At 63.4% G+C, this 17,787-nt stretch carries 20 protein-coding genes; 14 read left to right on the forward strand and 6 right to left on the reverse strand.

The annotated features are described in order from the left end of the window. Positions 1–50: 50 nt before the first annotated feature. Entirely contained in the window at positions 51–431 is a 381-nt protein-coding gene (locus tag AC1Q6X_RS14090; protein ID WP_492497616.1) for a DUF6713 family protein, read from the forward strand. On the opposite strand, the gene moaC is transcribed toward AC1Q6X_RS14090, so the two are convergent. Beyond that, positions 432–938: a cyclic pyranopterin monophosphate synthase MoaC gene (gene moaC, locus AC1Q6X_RS14095; RefSeq protein WP_070290912.1), complete on the reverse strand. Its 507-nt coding sequence runs from the start codon at positions 936–938 to the stop codon at positions 432–434. It abuts the gene before it with no gap. 185 nt (positions 939–1,123) lie between these two features. Here moaC and AC1Q6X_RS14100 point away from each other — a divergent pair, with 185 nt between their 5' ends. Further along, entirely contained in the window at positions 1,124–2,713 is a 1,590-nt protein-coding gene (locus tag AC1Q6X_RS14100; RefSeq protein ID WP_070220741.1) for a M48 family metalloprotease, read from the forward strand. Between the two features lie 3 nt (positions 2,714–2,716). Here the strand turns inward: AC1Q6X_RS14100 and AC1Q6X_RS14105 are convergent, their stop codons facing one another. The 4 genes from AC1Q6X_RS14105 to AC1Q6X_RS14120 form a co-directional block, all read right to left on the reverse strand. Beyond that, a complete protein-coding gene (locus AC1Q6X_RS14105; RefSeq protein ID WP_492497617.1) occupies positions 2,717–3,307 on the reverse strand; it encodes a DUF2946 family protein in 591 nt (196 codons plus the stop codon). Further along, the gene (locus tag AC1Q6X_RS14110; RefSeq protein ID WP_492497618.1) at positions 3,300–4,331 is read right to left on the reverse strand and encodes a YheT family hydrolase; all 1,032 of its coding nucleotides are present in this window, start codon (positions 4,329–4,331) and stop codon (positions 3,300–3,302) included. The genes AC1Q6X_RS14105 and AC1Q6X_RS14110 overlap by 8 nt, the downstream gene beginning before the upstream one ends. A 5-nt stretch (positions 4,332–4,336) precedes the next feature. Next, positions 4,337–4,762, reverse strand: a complete 426-nt coding sequence (locus AC1Q6X_RS14115) for a YybH family protein (RefSeq protein WP_070220368.1) — start codon at positions 4,760–4,762, stop codon at positions 4,337–4,339. Positions 4,763–4,834: 72 nt separating this feature from the next. Continuing rightward, positions 4,835–5,029, reverse strand: a complete 195-nt coding sequence (locus tag AC1Q6X_RS14120) for a zinc-finger domain-containing protein (RefSeq protein WP_070220739.1) — start codon at positions 5,027–5,029, stop codon at positions 4,835–4,837. 258 nt (positions 5,030–5,287) lie between these two features. Between AC1Q6X_RS14120 and AC1Q6X_RS14125 the strand changes: the two genes are divergently transcribed. The 11 genes from AC1Q6X_RS14125 (at position 5,288) to AC1Q6X_RS14175 (ending at position 16,520) form a co-directional block, all read left to right on the forward strand. Further along, complete coding sequence (locus tag AC1Q6X_RS14125; RefSeq protein ID WP_492497619.1) at positions 5,288–6,034, forward strand: AzlC family ABC transporter permease; 747 nt, start codon at positions 5,288–5,290, stop codon at positions 6,032–6,034. Continuing rightward, positions 6,027–6,377, forward strand: a complete 351-nt coding sequence (locus AC1Q6X_RS14130) for an AzlD domain-containing protein (RefSeq protein ID WP_492497620.1) — start codon at positions 6,027–6,029, stop codon at positions 6,375–6,377. The genes AC1Q6X_RS14125 and AC1Q6X_RS14130 overlap by 8 nt, the downstream gene beginning before the upstream one ends. Positions 6,378–6,454: 77 nt before the next feature. Then, positions 6,455–7,666 (forward strand): phosphoglycerate kinase, encoded by a 1,212-nt coding sequence (locus AC1Q6X_RS14135; protein ID WP_492497621.1) that lies wholly within the window; start codon positions 6,455–6,457, stop codon positions 7,664–7,666. A gap of 113 nt (positions 7,667–7,779) precedes the next feature. Beyond that, entirely contained in the window at positions 7,780–9,228 is a 1,449-nt protein-coding gene (gene pyk, locus AC1Q6X_RS14140; protein ID WP_070220360.1) for a pyruvate kinase, read from the forward strand. Between the two features lie 82 nt (positions 9,229–9,310). Beyond that, positions 9,311–10,375, forward strand: a complete 1,065-nt coding sequence (gene fba / locus AC1Q6X_RS14145) for a class II fructose-bisphosphate aldolase (RefSeq protein WP_010401625.1) — start codon at positions 9,311–9,313, stop codon at positions 10,373–10,375. Positions 10,376–10,481: 106 nt separating this feature from the next. Beyond that, on the forward strand, positions 10,482–11,375 hold the full coding sequence (locus AC1Q6X_RS14150; RefSeq protein ID WP_070220356.1) for a phosphoribosylaminoimidazolesuccinocarboxamide synthase: 894 nt from the start codon (positions 10,482–10,484) through the stop codon (positions 11,373–11,375). A gap of 1 nt (position 11,376) precedes the next feature. Further along, entirely contained in the window at positions 11,377–11,874 is a 498-nt protein-coding gene (gene purE, locus AC1Q6X_RS14155; RefSeq protein WP_070220354.1) for a 5-(carboxyamino)imidazole ribonucleotide mutase, read from the forward strand. A gap of 15 nt (positions 11,875–11,889) precedes the next feature. Further along, positions 11,890–13,086 carry a 5-(carboxyamino)imidazole ribonucleotide synthase gene (locus tag AC1Q6X_RS14160; protein ID WP_492497622.1) on the forward strand — a complete coding sequence of 399 codons (1,197 nt, stop codon included), beginning with the start codon at positions 11,890–11,892 and terminating at the stop codon, positions 13,084–13,086. Beyond that, entirely contained in the window at positions 13,083–14,102 is a 1,020-nt protein-coding gene (locus AC1Q6X_RS14165; RefSeq protein WP_070220350.1) for an L-threonylcarbamoyladenylate synthase, read from the forward strand. The genes AC1Q6X_RS14160 and AC1Q6X_RS14165 overlap by 4 nt, the downstream gene beginning before the upstream one ends. A 241-nt stretch (positions 14,103–14,343) precedes the next feature. Then, positions 14,344–15,735 carry an SGNH/GDSL hydrolase family protein gene (locus AC1Q6X_RS14170; protein WP_492497623.1) on the forward strand — a complete coding sequence of 464 codons (1,392 nt, stop codon included), beginning with the start codon at positions 14,344–14,346 and terminating at the stop codon, positions 15,733–15,735. Between the two features lie 98 nt (positions 15,736–15,833). After that, the gene (locus AC1Q6X_RS14175) at positions 15,834–16,520 is read left to right on the forward strand and encodes an OmpW/AlkL family protein (RefSeq protein ID WP_070290920.1); all 687 of its coding nucleotides are present in this window, start codon (positions 15,834–15,836) and stop codon (positions 16,518–16,520) included. Between the two features lie 38 nt (positions 16,521–16,558). Here AC1Q6X_RS14175 and AC1Q6X_RS14180 read toward each other — a convergent pair whose 3' ends face one another. Next, a complete protein-coding gene (locus AC1Q6X_RS14180; protein ID WP_070290921.1) occupies positions 16,559–17,065 on the reverse strand; it encodes a flavin reductase family protein in 507 nt (168 codons plus the stop codon). A 177-nt stretch (positions 17,066–17,242) separates the two neighbouring features. On the opposite strand from AC1Q6X_RS14180, the gene msrA reads away from it, so the two are divergent. Beyond that, a complete protein-coding gene (gene msrA / locus AC1Q6X_RS14185) occupies positions 17,243–17,776 on the forward strand; it encodes a peptide-methionine (S)-S-oxide reductase MsrA (RefSeq protein ID WP_409027747.1) in 534 nt (177 codons plus the stop codon). Positions 17,777–17,787: the final 11 nt, after the last annotated feature.

Consider the following 17,787-nt stretch of genomic DNA (forward strand, 5'->3'; position numbering starts at 1 on the left):
TGCGCGGTGCAGGCTTTACAATTGCGTCAATATTGACGAATGTAAATCTTATGCCACGCAGCTACTTCTGGACCATGTTGTTCCTGATCCTGCATCAAATCGACGCTGCCTACTGGAAAGAGTGGGAGATGTTTCACGTGCCGGGCGGCGTGCAGGGTTTTCTCGTGTTTAACCTGGCGGCGATTGCCGTGGTGCTGGCCGGTTACCGGCACGTGCTGCTGGCCACCCCGCGAGCGCCCCTGTATGCTTGTGTCTGCGCCGCGCTGGGTGTGGGGACATGCCTGATCCATACCGGCTTTGCGCTGGCAGGACTGGAACAATTCCACTTGCCCCTGTCCGTGGCCATCATCGCGTTGTGCCTGGGCTGCGCCGTCTGGCTGCTGTGCGACTTGCGCCGCATCCGGGGCCGGCTGGCGCGCCAGGCGGCATAGTTACACTTCCGCGTGCCAATCGCCCGACTTGCCGCCATGCTTTTCCAGCACGCGCACGTTGGTCATGACCATGCCCCGGTCGACGGCCTTGCACATGTCGTAGATCGTCAGCAAGCCGATCTGCACGGACGTGAGCGCTTCCATTTCCACGCCCGTCTTGCCCGTGGTGTCGACCTGGGCGCGGCAATGCACGCTGTTGGCCGCTTCATCCACGTCGAAATCGACGGTGACGCGCGTGAGGGCCAGCGGGTGGCACAGGGGAATCAGGTCGCTGGTGCGCTTGGCGCCCATGATGGCGGCGATGCGGGCGATGCCCAGCACGTCGCCTTTCTTGGCGTTGCCGGAAATGATCAAGGCCAGGGTGGCCGGCTGCATGCGGATGGTGCCGGCGGCCACGGCGTTGCGGCGCGTGTCCTCCTTGCTGCCCACGTCGACCATATGGGCTTGGCCCGTAGCGTCGAAATGGGTCAGTTCCCCGGCGGGGGCTTGCTTGTCTGCTGTTGTCATGGCGTCAAAATAGGTGAGGAACGGGGGCGCGGCAGGCCGAATCACGGCCCCATGCCACTGGCATGGCGCGTGGGAATGGGCGCCGCTAACAAGGTATGATAGCACCCGTGAATTCAAAAACTCCCCTTCCGATCGTACTTGAAAACGCCGCTGCGGCATGGCTGCGCCGCTTGCGGCGCGCATCCGTGCTGGCTGCATTGTCGCTGGCGGCGCCCTGTGCGCTGGCGCAAACCTATACGTCCGCGCCAGCGGCGCCATCTGCCGGCGCGGCGGCCAAGCCGGGAAGCGGCTGGACGCCCCTGGCCGTGCCGCCGGCGCCGAACCTGCCGAACCTGGGCGATACCTCGCGCGAAGACCTGTCGCCGGCGATGGAGCGCAAGATCGGCGAGGAAATCATGCGCGGCATCCGCGGCGACCGCGACTATCTCGATGACGCGCCCTTGCTCGAATACCTGAATACCTTCGGCAACGCCCTCGTGGCGGCGCGCCCCAGCGTGCGCGGCGAAACGAATTACGACTATTTCTTCTTTGCCGTGCGCGATCCCCAATTGAACGCGTTTGCCTTGCCGGGCGGTTTCATCGGCGTGCACTCGGCCCTGGTGCTGGCGGCGCAAACGGAGGCGGAACTGGCTTCCGTGCTGTCGCACGAGATCGGCCACGTGGCGCAGCGCCATATCGCGCGCATGCTGGGCCAGCAGCGTCAGGATGCCCTGATGCCGCTGGCCGCCATGCTGCTGGCGGCGCTCGCGTCGCGCGCGGGCGGCGACGTGGCCATGGGCGTGTTTGCCGCCGGCCAGGGCCTGGCCATCCAGCGCCAGCTCAATTTCGGCCGCGACGCCGAACGCGAGGCGGACCGCATCGGTTTCCAGATCATGGGCGAAGCCGGTTTCGACACCACCGGCATGGTGGCCTTTTTCGGCCGCATGCAGGCGGCCAGCCGTTCGTACAGCGACCTGATGCCCGCCTATCTGCAGACCCACCCGCTGACGACGGAACGCATCGCCGACATCCAGGCGCGCATCCGCGAGCAGCCGTACAAGCAGCGTGCGGACAGCCTGAGTTTCCACCTGGCCCGCGCGCGCGCGCGCGTGCTGCAGGATGAAAGCGTGCAAGGCTTGCTGAACGCCAAGGCCGTCTTCAAGACGCAGCTGGAACAGCAAAGCCGCTTCCAGGTGACGGCCGCCCATTACGGCTTGTCCTTTGTCGCCGTCAAGCAGGGCAAGCCGGCGGAGGCGCAAAAGGAACTCGATGCGGCCAATGCCGCCCTGCACCAGCCGGCCGGGCCGAATGTGCTGACGTCGGGCGGCACGCAGGGCCCCAATTCGCTGCTGGCGGCGATGGGGCTGGAAGTGCTGTTGATGCCGGCGCAAAAGAAGGAAGTGGCGCAACAGGCTTTGAAGGCGGCCGATGCGGCGCGCCAGCAGTTTCCCCTCTCGCGCGGCATTGCCCACCAATATGCGGAAGCGCTGATGGCTGCCGGCAAGCTGGAGCAAGCCACCTTGTACCTGCGTGAGCAGGTGCAGCTCTACAAGGAAGAGCCGGAACTGTACGATTTACTGGCGAAAGCCTATGCGGATCAGGGCAAGATGACCTTGCAGCATATGGCGCTGGCCGAATCCTACGTGCTGCAGGGCGCCACCATGGCCGCGCTGGACCAGCTGACGATCGCCCGCAAATCGACGGACGCGACCTTTTATGACCAGGCCGTGATCGATGCGCGCGAGCGCGAATTGCAGGAAAAGCGCCGCGAGCAGATCAAGGACCAGAAGGGATAAGCCTTATTCGGCTTGCGGCATCGGCTGGAAGTCGAAGGTTTGCGGCACGGCGTCGTAGCGCAGCGGCTGCACGGCGATCTCCTTGCCGTTATGCAATAGGGTCAGCTTGCCCCGGCGCTCTTCCAGCCACGCCAGCAAGGCCTCGTCGCTGGCCACCTGACCATCGACGTGCAGGGCGTCCAGCACTTGCGCCATGTCGCGGTCATCGACCTGCGCCACGACCTCGCCCTGGCGCAAGATCAAGACGCCGTTGTCGCACCAATACACCTGCTCGATCTGTTCCAGCGGCGCGCCCGTCTGCAAGACAAAACCGTGCCGCGGGTCGCTGCGGGCGATGTAGGGTGTCGCTTCCAGATTTACATACACGCGCTGCGGGCCGTTCTGGAAGAACCAGCAGCCGCGTTCGTCATGGCCGTAATTGCGGTTGATAAATCCCAGTAGGGCTTCGTGGGCGATCTTGTCGCCAGGCAGTTGTCGCTGTTGCGCCTGCTGGTCGCGCATGCGCCAGTGGCCGCGCGCGTCCAGGCCCAGCCAGCCGTAGCAGTGCGGTACGTTCGGCCATTTGGCCAGGGCCTGTTTGACGAGTTCATCCATGTGTAGCGTTTTCCGTGTGCGTTTGCGAACTGCCAGCGTGACAGGTTTGCGGGGCCGGCGGCGCCATGTTGCCGCCCTCAAAAAAATGGAGCAGGCGCTGCGGCAGCCAGCGTGTGCTGCCCGGCAACTTGCCTGCCGCAAAGCCGACGTGGCCGCCGTGGCGCGGATACTCGAGCGTGACCGTCGGCGCGGCGCTGCGCGGCAGGAAGCGCCCGGGCAGGAAGGGGTCGTTTTGCGCGTTCAGCACCAGGGTCGGCACCGTGATGTCCTGCAAGACGTGCTTGGCGCTGGCGCGGTGCCAGTAATCGTCGGCGTCGCGGTAGCCGTGCAGGGGCGCCGTGACGACATTGTCGAAGGCGTGCAAGTCGCGCGCGGCCAGCATGGCCTCGCGCGCGAACAGGCCGGGAAACTGTTCCAGCTTGGCCAGGCATTTCGGTTTGAGCGTGTTCAGGAACATGCGCGTGTAGAGCCGGTTCGCTCCCGATGACAGGGCCTTGCCCCCTTGCGCCAGGTCCAGCGGGGCCGACACGGCCGCCGCCGCATCGATGAAATCGGCCTGGTGCTGCGACTGGCCCAGCCAGCACAGCAGGGCATTGCCGCCCAGCGAGACGCCGGCCGCGTAAAACTTGCCTGTCGCGCGCGGGCGCAGGCGCTGCACGATCCAGTCCACTTCCTGCGCATCGCCCGAATGGTAAAAGCGGGGCGCCAGGTTCGCTTCGCCCGAGCAGCCGCGAAAATGCGGCACGGCGCCCGACCAGCCGCGCGCGGCCACCTCGGCCATCAGGGCGCGCGCGTAATGGCTGTTCGACGAGCCTTCCAGGCCGTGGAACAGCAGCACGAAGGGCTGGCCCGGCTGACCGTCGACCAGGTCGACGTCGACGAAGTCGCCGTCGGGCGCTTGCCAGCGTTCGCGGCGGAAGGCCACGGCCGGCTTGGCGAGGCACACGGCAGGATAAATCGTCTGCGCGTGGCCGCCAGGCAGCCAGAGCGGGGCGGTGTAGGGGGCGTTGTCAATAAGCGGCAAGAACATCAGTGCAGGATCTGCGTTCCCGTGGCGTCGGCCGGCGCGCCGCCCGGGGCGATGGACGCGTGGTGCAGCACGATGCGCCAGCCGCGCGGCGTTTTCACATACACATTCGTCGCCAGCAGATGCGCCGGTGCGCCGTCTTCATTGGTGACGCCTTCGATGACCGTGTGCACCGAACTCATCAGATTGTGCGTTTCATGCAGCTGCGCGGGCACGATGTGCAGGCCGCCGCCGGCCAGGATGGTTTCCCACGAGGCGCGGATGGCGGCATGGCCGATCAGGCGCGCGCCGCCCGGGTGGATGCAGACGATTTCTTCATCGTCGGCCCATAGCGCCATCAGCGCTTCGAGGTCGGCGCGGTGCAAGGCATCGTAGAACGCCGCTTCGACTTCCGCGGCGCTGCCATTGAGTTCTTTCAGACGTTTCATGACGACTCCGGGCTGAACGGTATAACTTGATGCACATAAAAACGGCGCGCTGGGGGCGCGCCGCTGGGCAGTTTAATGATGGCCGGCGCTGGCGCCTTCCTTCAGGGTGTAGGCCGTGCCGCAGTACGGGCACTTGGCGATACCGTCCTTGTTGAATTCCAGAAACACGCGCGGATGCGATGACCACAGCGGCATGGCCGGGTTAGGGCAGTGGGCTGGCAAGTCTTTACCGTCGAGTTCGACCGCTGGCTGGGTGGTTTTTGTCATCTTGTCATGCTCCGTGAGGCTGTATGGATGGAAGTCGGCTGCTGCCAAAACCACGATTTTAACGGATTCAGGCAGACAGCAAAAATCATGGCTAAAATGGCGGCTTGATCATCTTCGGCTGCGGCGCGGGTTTTCGCGGAAATATGGCGGCTGCAGCGCCACACTGACTGGATTTGCCTTGCCGGTATCACCGTTGCCGCCCTTGTCGTCTTGCACCATTGTTGTGCAGTTACCACACTCAGCCTGCCGGGGGCTCGCATGAACACCCGCGTGAACGCCGTCCCGGCCAGCAGCGATGATGCCTTGCTGAAAGATGCCTGGCGTGCCGGCCTGAACCTGGGGGCGCCCACCCTGCTGGGCATCGCCGCCTGGGGCATGGTGGTGGGTGTGGCCATGGTGAAAAGCGGCCTGACCGTGGCGCAGGCGGGCGCCATGACCCTGTTTGTCTTTGCCGGCTCGGCCCAGCTTGCATCCTTGCCCCTGCTGGCCGCGCAAGCGCCCGTGTGGGTGATCTTCGCCACGGCCCTCGTCGTCAATTTGCGTTTTGTTATCTTTTCCGTGCTGCTGGCCCCCCATTTTTCCCATCTGCCGTGGCGCCAGCGCTTCGCGCTCGGCTATGTGGCCGGTGACATTACGGTGGGCCTGTTCCTGCAGCGCTATCCGCACGAAACGCCGGACCCGGCCAAGCTGCCTTTCCTGAAAGGCTTGATCTATCCCAACTGGCTGGCCTGGCAAACCGGTTCCTTCATCGGCATCGTGCTGGGCGCCATCGTGCCGGCCGAATGGGGGCTGGGTTTTGCGGGCACGCTGGCGATCCTGTGCGTGACGGTGCCGCTCATCCTCAGCCGCGCCGCCCTGTGCGGCGTGCTGGTGGCGGGCACGGTCGCCGTGCTGGCGTTCAGCCTGCCGTATAAGCTGGGCTTGCTTGTGGCTGTGGTGGTGGGCATGGTCAGCGCCATGGCCGTGGAAGAATTGACAGAAAAGTGGACAAAACGCCATGTTTGACGGCATCGATTGGGGCAGGAGCGACGTGTGGATCGCCATCGCCGTGCTGGTGGTGGCCACGGCCGCCACGCGCAGCACCTTCTGGCTGATCGGCCACCACATCACCATTCCGCGCCGCGTGGGCGAGATGCTGCGCTATGCGCCGGCCTGCGCGCTGGCGGCCATCATTGCGCCCGACATGCTGATGGAAGGGCCGCAAGTGCACTTTGACTTGTCGAATCTGAAACTCTTGTCGGGTATTGCCGCTACGCTCTTTTTCGTGATTCGCCGCAATATGCTGCAAACCATCGTGTTCGGCATGCTGGTTTTCACGGGCTTGCGACTGTTGCATGTTTTTCAGTAAAGCAGGACAAATCGGCGATTTGGTCTGGTCATTGCGGTAAAATAGCGCATTTCCTTCCACTCGTCATCTGGATCGCCATGTCAGCTGTTTTCAACTTCATCCGTCTGCAAGATTTGATCGCCCAAAATGCACTGCAAGGCAAGCGCGTATTCATCCGCGCCGACCTGAACGTTCCGCAAGATGACAGTGGCAAGATCACCGAAGATACGCGCATCCGCGCTTCGGTGCCGGCCATCCGTGCCGCCCTCGACGCTGGCGCCGCCGTCATGGTGACGTCGCACCTGGGCCGTCCGACGGAAGGCGAGTTCAAGCCGGCCGACAGCCTGGCGCCCGTGGCGGCCCGCCTGTCCGAGCTGCTGGGCCAGGAAGTTGCATTGAAACAAAACTGGGTCGACGGCGCCGGCCTGGAAAACCTGGCTGCCGGCCAGGTCGTCCTGCTGGAAAACGTGCGCGTCAACAAGGGCGAAAAGAAAAACAGCGATGAGCTGGCGCAAAAAATGGCCAAATTGTGCGATATCTACGTCAATGACGCGTTCGGCACGGCCCACCGCGCCGAAGCGTCCACGCACGGCATCGCCAAGTTCGCGCCCGTCGCCTGCGCCGGTCCGCTGCTGGCCGCCGAACTCGATGCGCTGGGCAAAGCGCTGCACGCGCCAGCCCGCCCGCTGCTGGCCATCGTTGCCGGTTCGAAAGTATCGAGCAAGCTGACCATTTTGAAAGCCCTGTCCGACAAGGTCGATAATCTGATCGTCGGCGGCGGCATCGCCAATACCTTCATGAAAGCCGTTGGCTTGAACGTCGGCAAGTCGCTGGTGGAAGCGGAGCTCGTCGACGAAGCGAAAGCCATCATCGACATCATGGCCAAGCGCGGCGCGCAAGTGCCGATTCCCGTCGATGTCGTGTGCGCCAAGGAGTTTTCGCCGACAGCCGCCGCCACCGTCAAGGACGTGGCCGACGTGGCGGATGACGACATGATCCTCGATATCGGCCCGAAAACGGCAGCCCTGCTGGCGCAGCAGATCGCCGCCGCCGGCACCATCGTGTGGAACGGCCCCGTGGGCGTGTTCGAATTCGACCAGTTCGGCAACGGCACCAAGACCCTGGCCCTGGCGATTGCCGAGTCGAAAGCATTTTCGATCGCCGGCGGTGGCGATACTCTGGCGGCGATTGCCAAATACGATATTACGGATAAAATCAGCTATATCTCGACGGGCGGCGGCGCTTTCCTGGAGTTCCTGGAGGGCAAGACATTGCCTGCCGTGGAAATGCTCATGCAACGCGCCGGCTAAGACGGAGCGTTCAGCAGTTCAGTACCAAGCGCAGCCTGACCGCTGCGCTTTTACCTTGCCGGCGGCTGTCTCAAACCGGCCTTGCTCACCTTCGCTCGCGCACAAGGATTCCTATGCCACGTGGTACAAAAATCGTAGCAACAATCGGCCCCGCCTCCACCGACTTCGATATCCTGGTCAAAATGATACGTGCGGGCGTCGACGTGGTGCGCTTGAATTTTTCCCACGGCAAGGCGCAGGACCATATCGACCGCGCCGCGCTGGTGCGTCTGGCGGCGGCCGAGTGTGGCCGCGAAGTGGCCATCATGGCCGATATGCAAGGGCCGAAGATTCGTGTCGGCAAGTTTGAAAACACGCGCATTCAGCTCGAAGCGGGCGAGCGCTTCATCCTCGACGCCAAGTGGGGAGAAAACGGCGAGCTGGGCAACCAGGAACGGGTCGGCCTCGACTACAAGGCCTTGCCGCGCGACTTGCACAAGGGCGACGTGCTGCTGCTGAACGATGGCCTCATCGTGCTGATCGTCGAGCGCATCCACGGCAGCGAAATCCACACCACCGTGAAAATCGGCGGCGAGTTGTCGAACAACAAGGGCATCAACCGCCAGGGCGGCGGCCTGTCCGCGCCGGCCCTGACGGCCAAGGATATGGAAGATATCAAGACGGCCATGAGTTTCCAGGCCGACTATCTCGCCATTTCCTTCCCGAAATGCGCGACCGACATGGAAATGGCGCGCCAGCTGGCCAATATCGCCGGCGAACCGTACCACCACAAGCCGATGATGATCGCCAAGATCGAGCGGGCGGAAGCCATTCCCGCGCTGCAGGAAATCCTGGACGCTTCCGACGGCATCATGGTGGCGCGCGGCGATTTGGCCGTCGAGGTGGGCAATGCGGCCGTGCCGGCCTTGCAGAAGCGCATGATCAAGATGGCGCGCGCGTCGAACAAATTAGCCATTACTGCCACGCAGATGATGGAATCGATGATCGTCAACGCCGTGCCCACGCGCGCCGAAGTGTCCGATGTGGCCAATGCCGTGTTGGACGGCACGGATGCCGTCATGACGTCGGCCGAGACGGCCTCGGGCAAGTACCCGATCGAGACGGTGGAAATGATGGCCGCCATCTGCGTCGAAGCGGAACAGTCCGAATACAACAAGCTCGATGCCGACTTCCTCAACGTCACGTTTACCCGCATCGACCAGTCGATCGCCTACGGCGCGCTGTTTACAGCCCACCACCTGCGCGTGAAAGCCATCGTGGCGCTGACGGAATCGGGTTCCACCGCCTTGTGGATGAGCCGCCACAGTATCGATACGCCGATCTATGCGCTCACGCCGAGCGTCACGACTTTGCGCAAAGCCGCGCTGTACCGCAATGTTCGGGCGTATCATCTGATGCAGAACGCTCCCAGCGCGCAGGTGCTGAAGCAGGCGGAAGAGCTGCTGGTGGCGCAGGGCATCGTCAAAAAGGGCGACATGATCGTCGTCACCTGGGGCGAGCCGATGGGCCAGGTGGGCGGTACGAATGCATTAAAGATTGTGACAGTCGGCGAATTTGAATAAGGCCCAAGAATTCAGGCGCCGGCGCGGTTATTGACCACCGCGAAGCGCCGCAACGGTTTCTATTGTTATCTGGAGTATTACCATGTCTCTCGTATCCATGCGTCAACTGCTGGACCATGCCGCCGAAAACGGCTATGGCATTCCTGCTTTCAACGTCAACAACCTGGAACAAGTGCAAGCCATCATGGCTGCCGCCGATGCGCTCAACAGCCCGGTGATCATGCAGGCGTCCGCCGGCGCGCGCAAGTACGCCGGTGAAGCGTTCCTGCGCCACCTGATCGACGCCGCCGTCGAAGCGTATCCGCACATCCCGGTCGTCATGCACCAGGATCACGGCCAGTCGCCGGCCGTCTGCATGGCCGCCATCCGCTCGGGTTTTACTTCCGTGATGATGGACGGTTCGCTGGAAGCGGACGGCAAGTCGGTCGCGTCGTACGAATACAACGTGGAAGTGTCGCGTGAAGTGGTGAAATTCTCGCACGCCATCGGCGTGACGGTGGAAGCGGAACTGGGCGTGCTCGGTTCGCTGGAAACCATGAAGGGCGACAAGGAAGACGGCCATGGCGCCGACGGCACCATGACGCGCGAGCAACTGCTGACGGACGTGGCGCAAGCGGCCGACTTCGTGCAGCGCACCCAGTGCGACGCCCTGGCGATCGCCATCGGCACCTCGCACGGCGCCTACAAATTCACGCGCAAGCCGACGGGCGACATCCTGGCCATCGACCGCATCAAGGAGATCCACGCGCGCATCCCGAACACCCACCTGGTGATGCACGGTTCCTCGTCGGTGCCGCAGGAATTGCTGGCCATCATCCGCGAATTTGGCGGCGACATGAAGGAAACCTACGGCGTGCCAGTCGAAGAAATCCAGGAAGGCATCCGTCACGGCGTGCGCAAGATTAACATCGACACCGATATCCGCCTGGCGATGACGGCCGCGATCCGCAAGTACCTGTTCGAGAACCCGTCGAAATTCGACCCGCGCGACTTCCTGAAGCCAGCCCGCACCGCCGCCGAGCAAATCGTGCGCGCGCGCATGCAGGCTTTCGGCTGCGAAGGCCAGGCGTCGAAAATCAAGGTCATCACGATGGAAAAAATGGCCGAGCGCTACAAGGCCGGCGAGCTGTCGCAAATTGTGAAGTAAAATTCTGTCTGGAACGGGCCGGAAGCAATGCTCCGTGCCCGATTTTCTCGACCGGCGGGCGCCTTCCCTGCCTGCCGGTTTCGTTTCATCCAACTATTCCCCCGCTATGAACAGCCTCTATCAGACTTCCATCCATTCCCTGCCATTGCTGGGCCACGGCAAGGTCCGCGACAATTACGCCGTTGGCGACGACAAGATCCTGATCGTCACCACGGACCGCCTGTCGGCCTTCGATGTCGTCATGAATGAGCCTATCCCCGGCAAGGGCAAGGTCCTCAACCAGATGAGCGATTTCTGGTTCGAGAAACTGGGCCATATCGTGCCGAACCACCTGACCGGCGTGGCGCCGGAGTCCGTGGTGGCGCCCGAGGAAGTAGAGCAAGTCAAGGGCCGCGCCGTCGTGGCCAAGCGCTTGAAGCCCATCATGGTCGAGGCAGTCGTGCGCGGCTACATCATCGGTTCGGGCTGGAAAGATTACCAGGACACGGGCAGCATCTGCGGCATCAAGCTGCCAGCTGGCTTGCAACAGGCGGAAAAGCTGCCGGAACCGATCTTCACCCCGGCGGCCAAGGCCGAACTGGGCGAGCATGACGAAAACATCAGCTTTGCGGAAATGGAAGAGCGCATCGGCGCGGAACTGGCCGCCAAGATGCGCGACGTCGCCATTGCCCTGTACAAGACGGCCGCCGAGTACGCGGCCACGCGCGGCATCATCATCGCCGACACCAAGTTCGAATTCGGCCTGGACGACAACGGCGTCATGCATCTGATGGATGAAGTGCTGACGGCCGACTCCTCGCGCTTCTGGCCAGCGGACTCGTATCAGCCTGGCATTTCGCCGCCGTCGTTCGACAAGCAATTCGTGCGCGACTACCTGGAAACACTGACCTGGGGCAAGACCGCACCGGCGCCCGCGTTGCCGGCCGACGTCATTGAAAAAACCCAGGCCAAGTACTTTGAAGCCATCGAACGCCTGACGGGCGAGAAGCTGAAGGCCTGAGATGAGCGAGCAGAATAAGCCGCTGGTCGGCGTCATCATGGGTTCGTCTTCGGACTGGGACGTGATGCAGAACGCGGTCGCCATCCTGAAACAGTTTGGCGTGCCGTACGAAGCGCAAGTCATTTCCGCGCACCGCATGCCCGACGAGATGTATGCGTATGCGAAAAGCGCACGCGCGCGCGGCTTGCGCGCCATCATCGCCGGCGCCGGCGGTGCGGCCCACCTGCCTGGCATGGTGGCCGCCATGACCATCGTGCCCGTGCTGGGCGTGCCCGTGCCATCGAAGTATTTGCGCGGCGAAGATTCCATGCTGTCGATCCTGCAAATGCCCAAGGGCGTGCCCGTGGCCACCTTCGCCATCGGCGAAGCGGGCGCGGCGAATGCGGCGCTGACGGCGGTGGCGATGCTTGCCGCCAACGACGACGCCCTGGCCGAGCAGCTGGAAGCCTTCCGTGCCACGCAAACGGCCGCCGCCAAGGCCATGGTCTTGCCTGAATAATGTGCTTGAAAAATAATGAATAGTAAATCGACTTCCCCATTGCTGCCCGCCGCCAATCCACCGGCATGGCTGGGCGTGATGGGCGGCGGCCAGCTCGGCCGCATGTTTGCCCAGGCCGCCCAGAGCATGGGCTACCAAGTGGCCGTGCTGGAACCATCGGACGCCTGCCCTGCGGGGCAGGTGGCGCAGCGCCTGGTCAATGCCGGCTACAGCGATGCGGCCGGCCTCGACGCCCTGGCCGCGCAGTGTCTGGCCGTCACCACGGAATTCGAGAACGTGCCGGCCGACAGCCTGTCGCGCCTGGCCGAACGCGTGTTTGTGGCGCCCAACGCCCACGGCGTGTCGGTGGCGCAAGATCGCATCGCGGAAAAGCGTTTCTTTGTCGCCTGCGCCCCGAAATCGGGCGTGCTGCCGGCGCCGCATACGGTGATCGCCACGCAGCTGGACATCGACGGCATCGCCGACGACTTGCTGCCAGGCATTTTGAAAACCGTGCGTATGGGCTATGACGGCAAGGGCCAGTTCCGCGTGCGCACGCGCGACGAGGTGCGCGCCGCCTTCGCGGAAATGGGCGAGGTAACTTGCCTGTTGGAAAAGATGCTGCCGCTGGCGTATGAAGTGTCCGTGCTGACGGCGCGCGGCGTGGACGGCGCATCGGTCGTGTATCCGATCGCCGAAAACGTGCACCGCGACGGCGTGCTGTTTACTACCACGGTGCCGGGCCCGAACGTGTCGGACGACTGCGCCGCCATGGCGCAGCGGGCGGCGCAGGCGATGGTTGCCGAACTCGGCTATGTCGGCGTGCTGTGCATCGAGTTTTTCGTGCTCACCGACGGCAGCCTGGTGGTCAACGAAATGGCGCCGCGCCCGCATAACAGCGGCCACTACACGATGGATGCCTGCGTCACCAGCCAGTTCGCGCAGCAGGTGCGGGCCATGGCGCGCCTGCCGCTGGGCGACGTGCGCCAGCATTCGCCGGCCGTGATGCTCAACCTCCTCGGCGACGCCTGGTTTGCCGACGGCAGCGATGTCGCCAGCGAGCCGGCCTGGGACCGCATCCTGACCTTGCCGGGCGCGTGTCTGCACCTGTACGGCAAGGACGATCCGCGCCGTGGCCGCAAGATGGGTCACCTGACCTTCATCGCCGCCACCTTGCAAGAGGCGCAGCAGCGCCTGCGCGATGCGTGCCTGATCCTGGGAATCGCGCCGTGAGCGTGCCCGCACACGACCTGGCGGCAGCCGCTGCCGTGCTGGAAGCGGGCGGCCTCGTCGCTTTCCCGACGGAAACCGTGTACGGCCTCGGTGCCGATGCGGAAAACCCGGCCGCCGTGGCGCGCATCTATGAAGCCAAGGGCCGTCCCTCGGACCACCCCGTGATCGTGCACGTGGCGCCGGGCGCCGACCTGGCGCACTGGTCCGATGATATTCCGGTCGAGGCGGAACAGCTGGTGGCCGCCTTCTGGCCCGGTCCGCTGACCCTGATCGTCAAGCGCGCCGCGCATATCCCCGACGCCGTTTCCGGCGGCCAGGATACGGTGGGCTTGCGCTGCCCCTCGCATCCGGTGGCTATCGAACTGCTACGCACTTTCAAGGGCGGCAACGGCGGCCTGGCGGCGCCGTCGGCAAACAAGTTCGGCAACGTCAGCCCCACCACGGCGCAGCACGTGCGCGATGAATTCGCGGCGGAGCTCGACAGCGGCTTGCTGGGCCTGGTGCTCGACGGCGGGCAGAGCGACGTGGGCATCGAGTCGACCATCGTCGACCTGTCGCGCCTGGCCACGCACGGTCCCGTGTTGTTGCGTCCCGGCCATATCAGCAGCGAGCAGATCGCCGCCGTCATTGGCCGCGCACCGGCCGTGGCCGACGCGGCCGCACCGCGTGCTTCGGGCACCCTGGAATCGCACTATGCGCCACACACGCCTGTTGCGATGCAGCACAGCGACGACGTGCGCGCCACCTTGAACCGCCTGCTCAATGACGGGCGCCGCGTGGCGCTGATCCACTACTCGGATCTGCCGCCGGCCAGCGCCAGCGTGCGCCTGGCCGCCAGCCCGGAAAACTACGCACATGCGCTGTATGCCTCGCTGCGCACGATGGACCAGGTCGGCGCCGAGCTGATCCTCGTCGAAGCGCCACCGACCGGCCCCGCGTGGCTCGGCGTCAACGACCGTTTGCGGCGTGCCGCGTTCGGCTCAAGTGGTATCTTGCAGCAATTCCTGTCCGTCTGAAAAAAGCCCCGCAAGGGGCTTTTTCTTGATGCAGCGCAATAGCAATGCTTGCCACGAAACATAGTAAATCCTCCATAATTCAGCAGATCGCCCGGCCATCACAGGGCGCAGGCGGTGTTGTTATTTCGTTGATTTTTAAAGCATATTTTCTATACAAGCCTCATGAACGATGGCATATTAGTTGGGTAACGAATAGCACGCCCGTTCGTTTAGAAACCATAAAAAAGACCGAGGAGACAAAATGCATCAAACAAAATTTGCGCTGGCCGTGCTGGCTGCGGCTGTCCTTGCAGGTTGCGGCGGCGCCAGTGGCGGTGATCAAACCTTGAAAGTCAAGTACACGGCGCAGGTGTCGTTCGGCGACAGCCTGTCCGATGTCGGTTCGTATGCCGTGGGCACAGTGCTGGCGAAAGGTGGCGGCAAGTTCACCATCAATGGCGACAATACCAAGATCAATCCTGAACTGACAGGCAAGAACTGGACCGAGCACCTGGCCGCGCAATTCGGCCTGGCCGCCCCATGCGCCGCCGAGACTGGCCTGGAAGGCAATGCGGCAAAAGGCTTGTCTGTTCCACGCGTCAAGCATCCGGGCTGCTACGGCTACGCCATGGGCGGTTCGCGCGTGACCAACCCCGTCGGTCCGAACAACAAGTTGACGGGCAGCGAGCTCGGTGCCCTGACCGTGCCCGTGGTGACGCAGATCGCGAACCACCTGGCTGCTTCCGGGGGCAAGTTCAGCGGCACGGAAGCCGTTTTCGTGATGGCGGGCGGCAATGACGTGCTGTTCCAGCTCGGCGCATTGCAGGTCGGTGCGACGGCGGCCGGCAAGACGGCGGGCGCCGATGCGGGCGCCAAGGCTTTTGCCACCAATTTAACCATGGCCCTGGCCGCCGGCGCGCCCAATCCCGCCACGGCCGCCGCCTCCATCGGCGCCGCCATCCAGACGGCCAGCGCGGCGCCTGGCGCCACCTCGGCGACCATCGTCGGTGCCGCCGTGCAAGCGGCCGTGATTGCCGGCAATACGGCGGTAGGCGCGCTGGAAGTGTATGGTCCGTTGGTCACCAAGGCGCAAGCCGATGCGACGGTCACCGGCAATGCTGCCGGCGCCAAGGCCGGCGCCGATTATGCGGCGGCCCAGGGGCCGTTGCTGATTGCCGCCATGAAACAAGCGGGTACTGAACTGGTGGCGCTGGTCAAGGATCAGATCATCGCCAAGGGCGCCAACTATGTCATCGTCAACAACTTGCCGGACGTGGCCGGTACGCCATCGGGCTTGAGCAAGGATGCCAATACCAAGACGCTCATCAATGCCATGGTCAGCGCCTTCAATGGCGAACTGAGCGGTGGCCTGAGCGGCAATGCGAAAGTCTTGCTGGTCGACGTGTTTGCCGTCAGCCATGACCAGGGCGTCAACCCTGGCCCGTATGGCTTGACCAATGTCAGCGAGACGGCGTGCGACCTGACCGCACCTGGCAATATCCTGGGCAGCTCGCTGGTGTGCAATGGCTCGAACCTGAAAGCGGGCGACGTCAGCCACTACGCGTATGCCGACGATGTGCACCCTACGCCGTTCAACAACCTGTTGCTGGCCCGTTATGTGGCCAAGGACATGGTCGTGCGGGGCTGGCTGTAAGGAATCGCCGCGCCAGCCGCGTCCCGGGGACGGGGCTGGCGCCGGCAGCGACAAGACTGGATAGCCCGGCTATCCGCACATAATGATCAGGAGACAAGATGAAAAATCGTTTGAATACCGCTGTACGCGTGCTGGCCGCCGCCGCCGCGATGGCCATGGCGACGGGCGCTTCGGCGCAAAGCGCAGGCACCTGGATGGCCAAGGTCGGCCTCAACAAAATCACGCCCCACGTCGATAGTGGCGACATTTCCGCGCCGGCACTGCCGGGCACGAAGGCCGACGTCAAGGCGGATACCAAGCCCATCCTGACCTTTGCCTACATGATCACGGACAATATTTCCGCTGAAATGATCCTGGGCGTGCCGTACAAGCATGACCTGATGGGCGATGGTGCCATCAAGGGCACGGGCAAGCTGGGGACGGCGGAAGCCTTGCCGCCGACGGCCTTCATCCAGTACCGTTTCTTCCAGCCCAATGCGATGATCCGTCCTTACGTGGGCGCGGGCTTGACGTATGCATATTTCCAGAAGGAAAAAGGCTCGGGCCAGATGACGGCCTTGCTGGATCCGGGTGGAGCGCCCGTCACTTACCGCATGGATAACAAACTGGCAGGCAGCCTGGTGGTCGGCAGCACCCTGTCCTTCAACGAGCGCTGGTTTGCCGACGTGGCCGTGGTCAAGACCTTCCTGAAGACCAAGGCGAAATTCTCGACGGGGCAGACGCAGGACATCAAGCTCGATCCGCTCGCCGTGAGTGTCAGCATCGGGTATAAATTTACCCTGTAAAACAAAAAATCCGCCTCGGCGGATTTTTTTTGTCCCGCTCAGGCTGGCGGTGTATTGAACTTACCATTGTGGAAGATCAAGGGCGGCTGCGCGGCAAACGCGCATTGTTCTACTTCGCCCACGAAAATGACGTGGTCGCCTTCTGGATAGCGGCTGCGGTTGTGGCATTCGAACCAGGCCGACGCGCCTTTCAGGATGGGCTGGCCCGTGCGCGACAGTTCGTATTCGACGTCGTCGAAGGGATTCGGCGTGCGGCGTGCAAAGCGCTGCGCCAGTTCAGCCTGCTCGGCGCCCAGCACATTGATGACGTAATGCGAGTTGCCGCTGAAAATCGGCATGCTGTTCGCCACCGTGCCCAGACTCCACAGCACCAGGGGCGGCGACAGCGAGACGGAATTGAAGGAACTGGCCGTCAGACCGCGGAAACTGCCGTCGGCCAGGCGCGTCGTAATGACCGTCACGCCGGTGGCAAACTGTGACAATGCCTGCCGGAAATGTGCCGTATCGAATTCTTGCGCTGGCGCGCGGGGAGAGCGTGTGTTCATGGGTGACCTGTCTATTTGCTGACATTATGCCAAAAATCGGCCACGCCAGCGCAATCGTGGCCGGCATGCCCCTTATGTGCGGTGCATCACGCGCCGTTTCAAGCGGCACTGCAGGCCATGGCGCTTTGCGTTACAGTAATGAAATGATACGTCGCACAGGCGTTGCGGGAGGACATCATGAACCAACAGACGGAAGTGGCGGTATTCGGCGGTGGCTGTTTCTGGTGCCTCGCTGCCGTGTATGGGGAAGTGCGCGGCGTGACGCGCGTCGAGTCCGGCTACACGGGCGGCACGGTGCCCAACCCCGGATATGATCAGGTGTGCTCGGGCGAGACGGGCCACGCGGAAGTGGTGCGGCTGGAATTCGATCCCGCCGTCATCCCTTACCACGACTTGCTGGAAATCTTTTTTACCTTGCACGACCCTACCACCCTGAACCGGCAGGGCAATGATGTCGGCACGCAATTTCGCTCCGTTATCCATTATCAGTCGGCGGAGCAGGAAACCGTGGCGCGCAAGGTGCTGGCCGAGATGGCCGGCGTGTGGGATGCACCGATCGTCACGCAGCTGGCGCCGGCATCGGTCTTTTATCCGGCCGAGGATTACCACCAGAATTATGTTGAGCAGCATCCCTTGCAGGGCTACTGCGCCCTCGTTGTCGTGCCCAAGGTGGAAAAATTCCGCGCCATGTACGCCGAGCGCCTGAAGTAAGCGCCCCGCGT

The sequence above is a fragment of the Janthinobacterium sp. GW823-FHT06H09 genome (assembly GCF_058794735.1).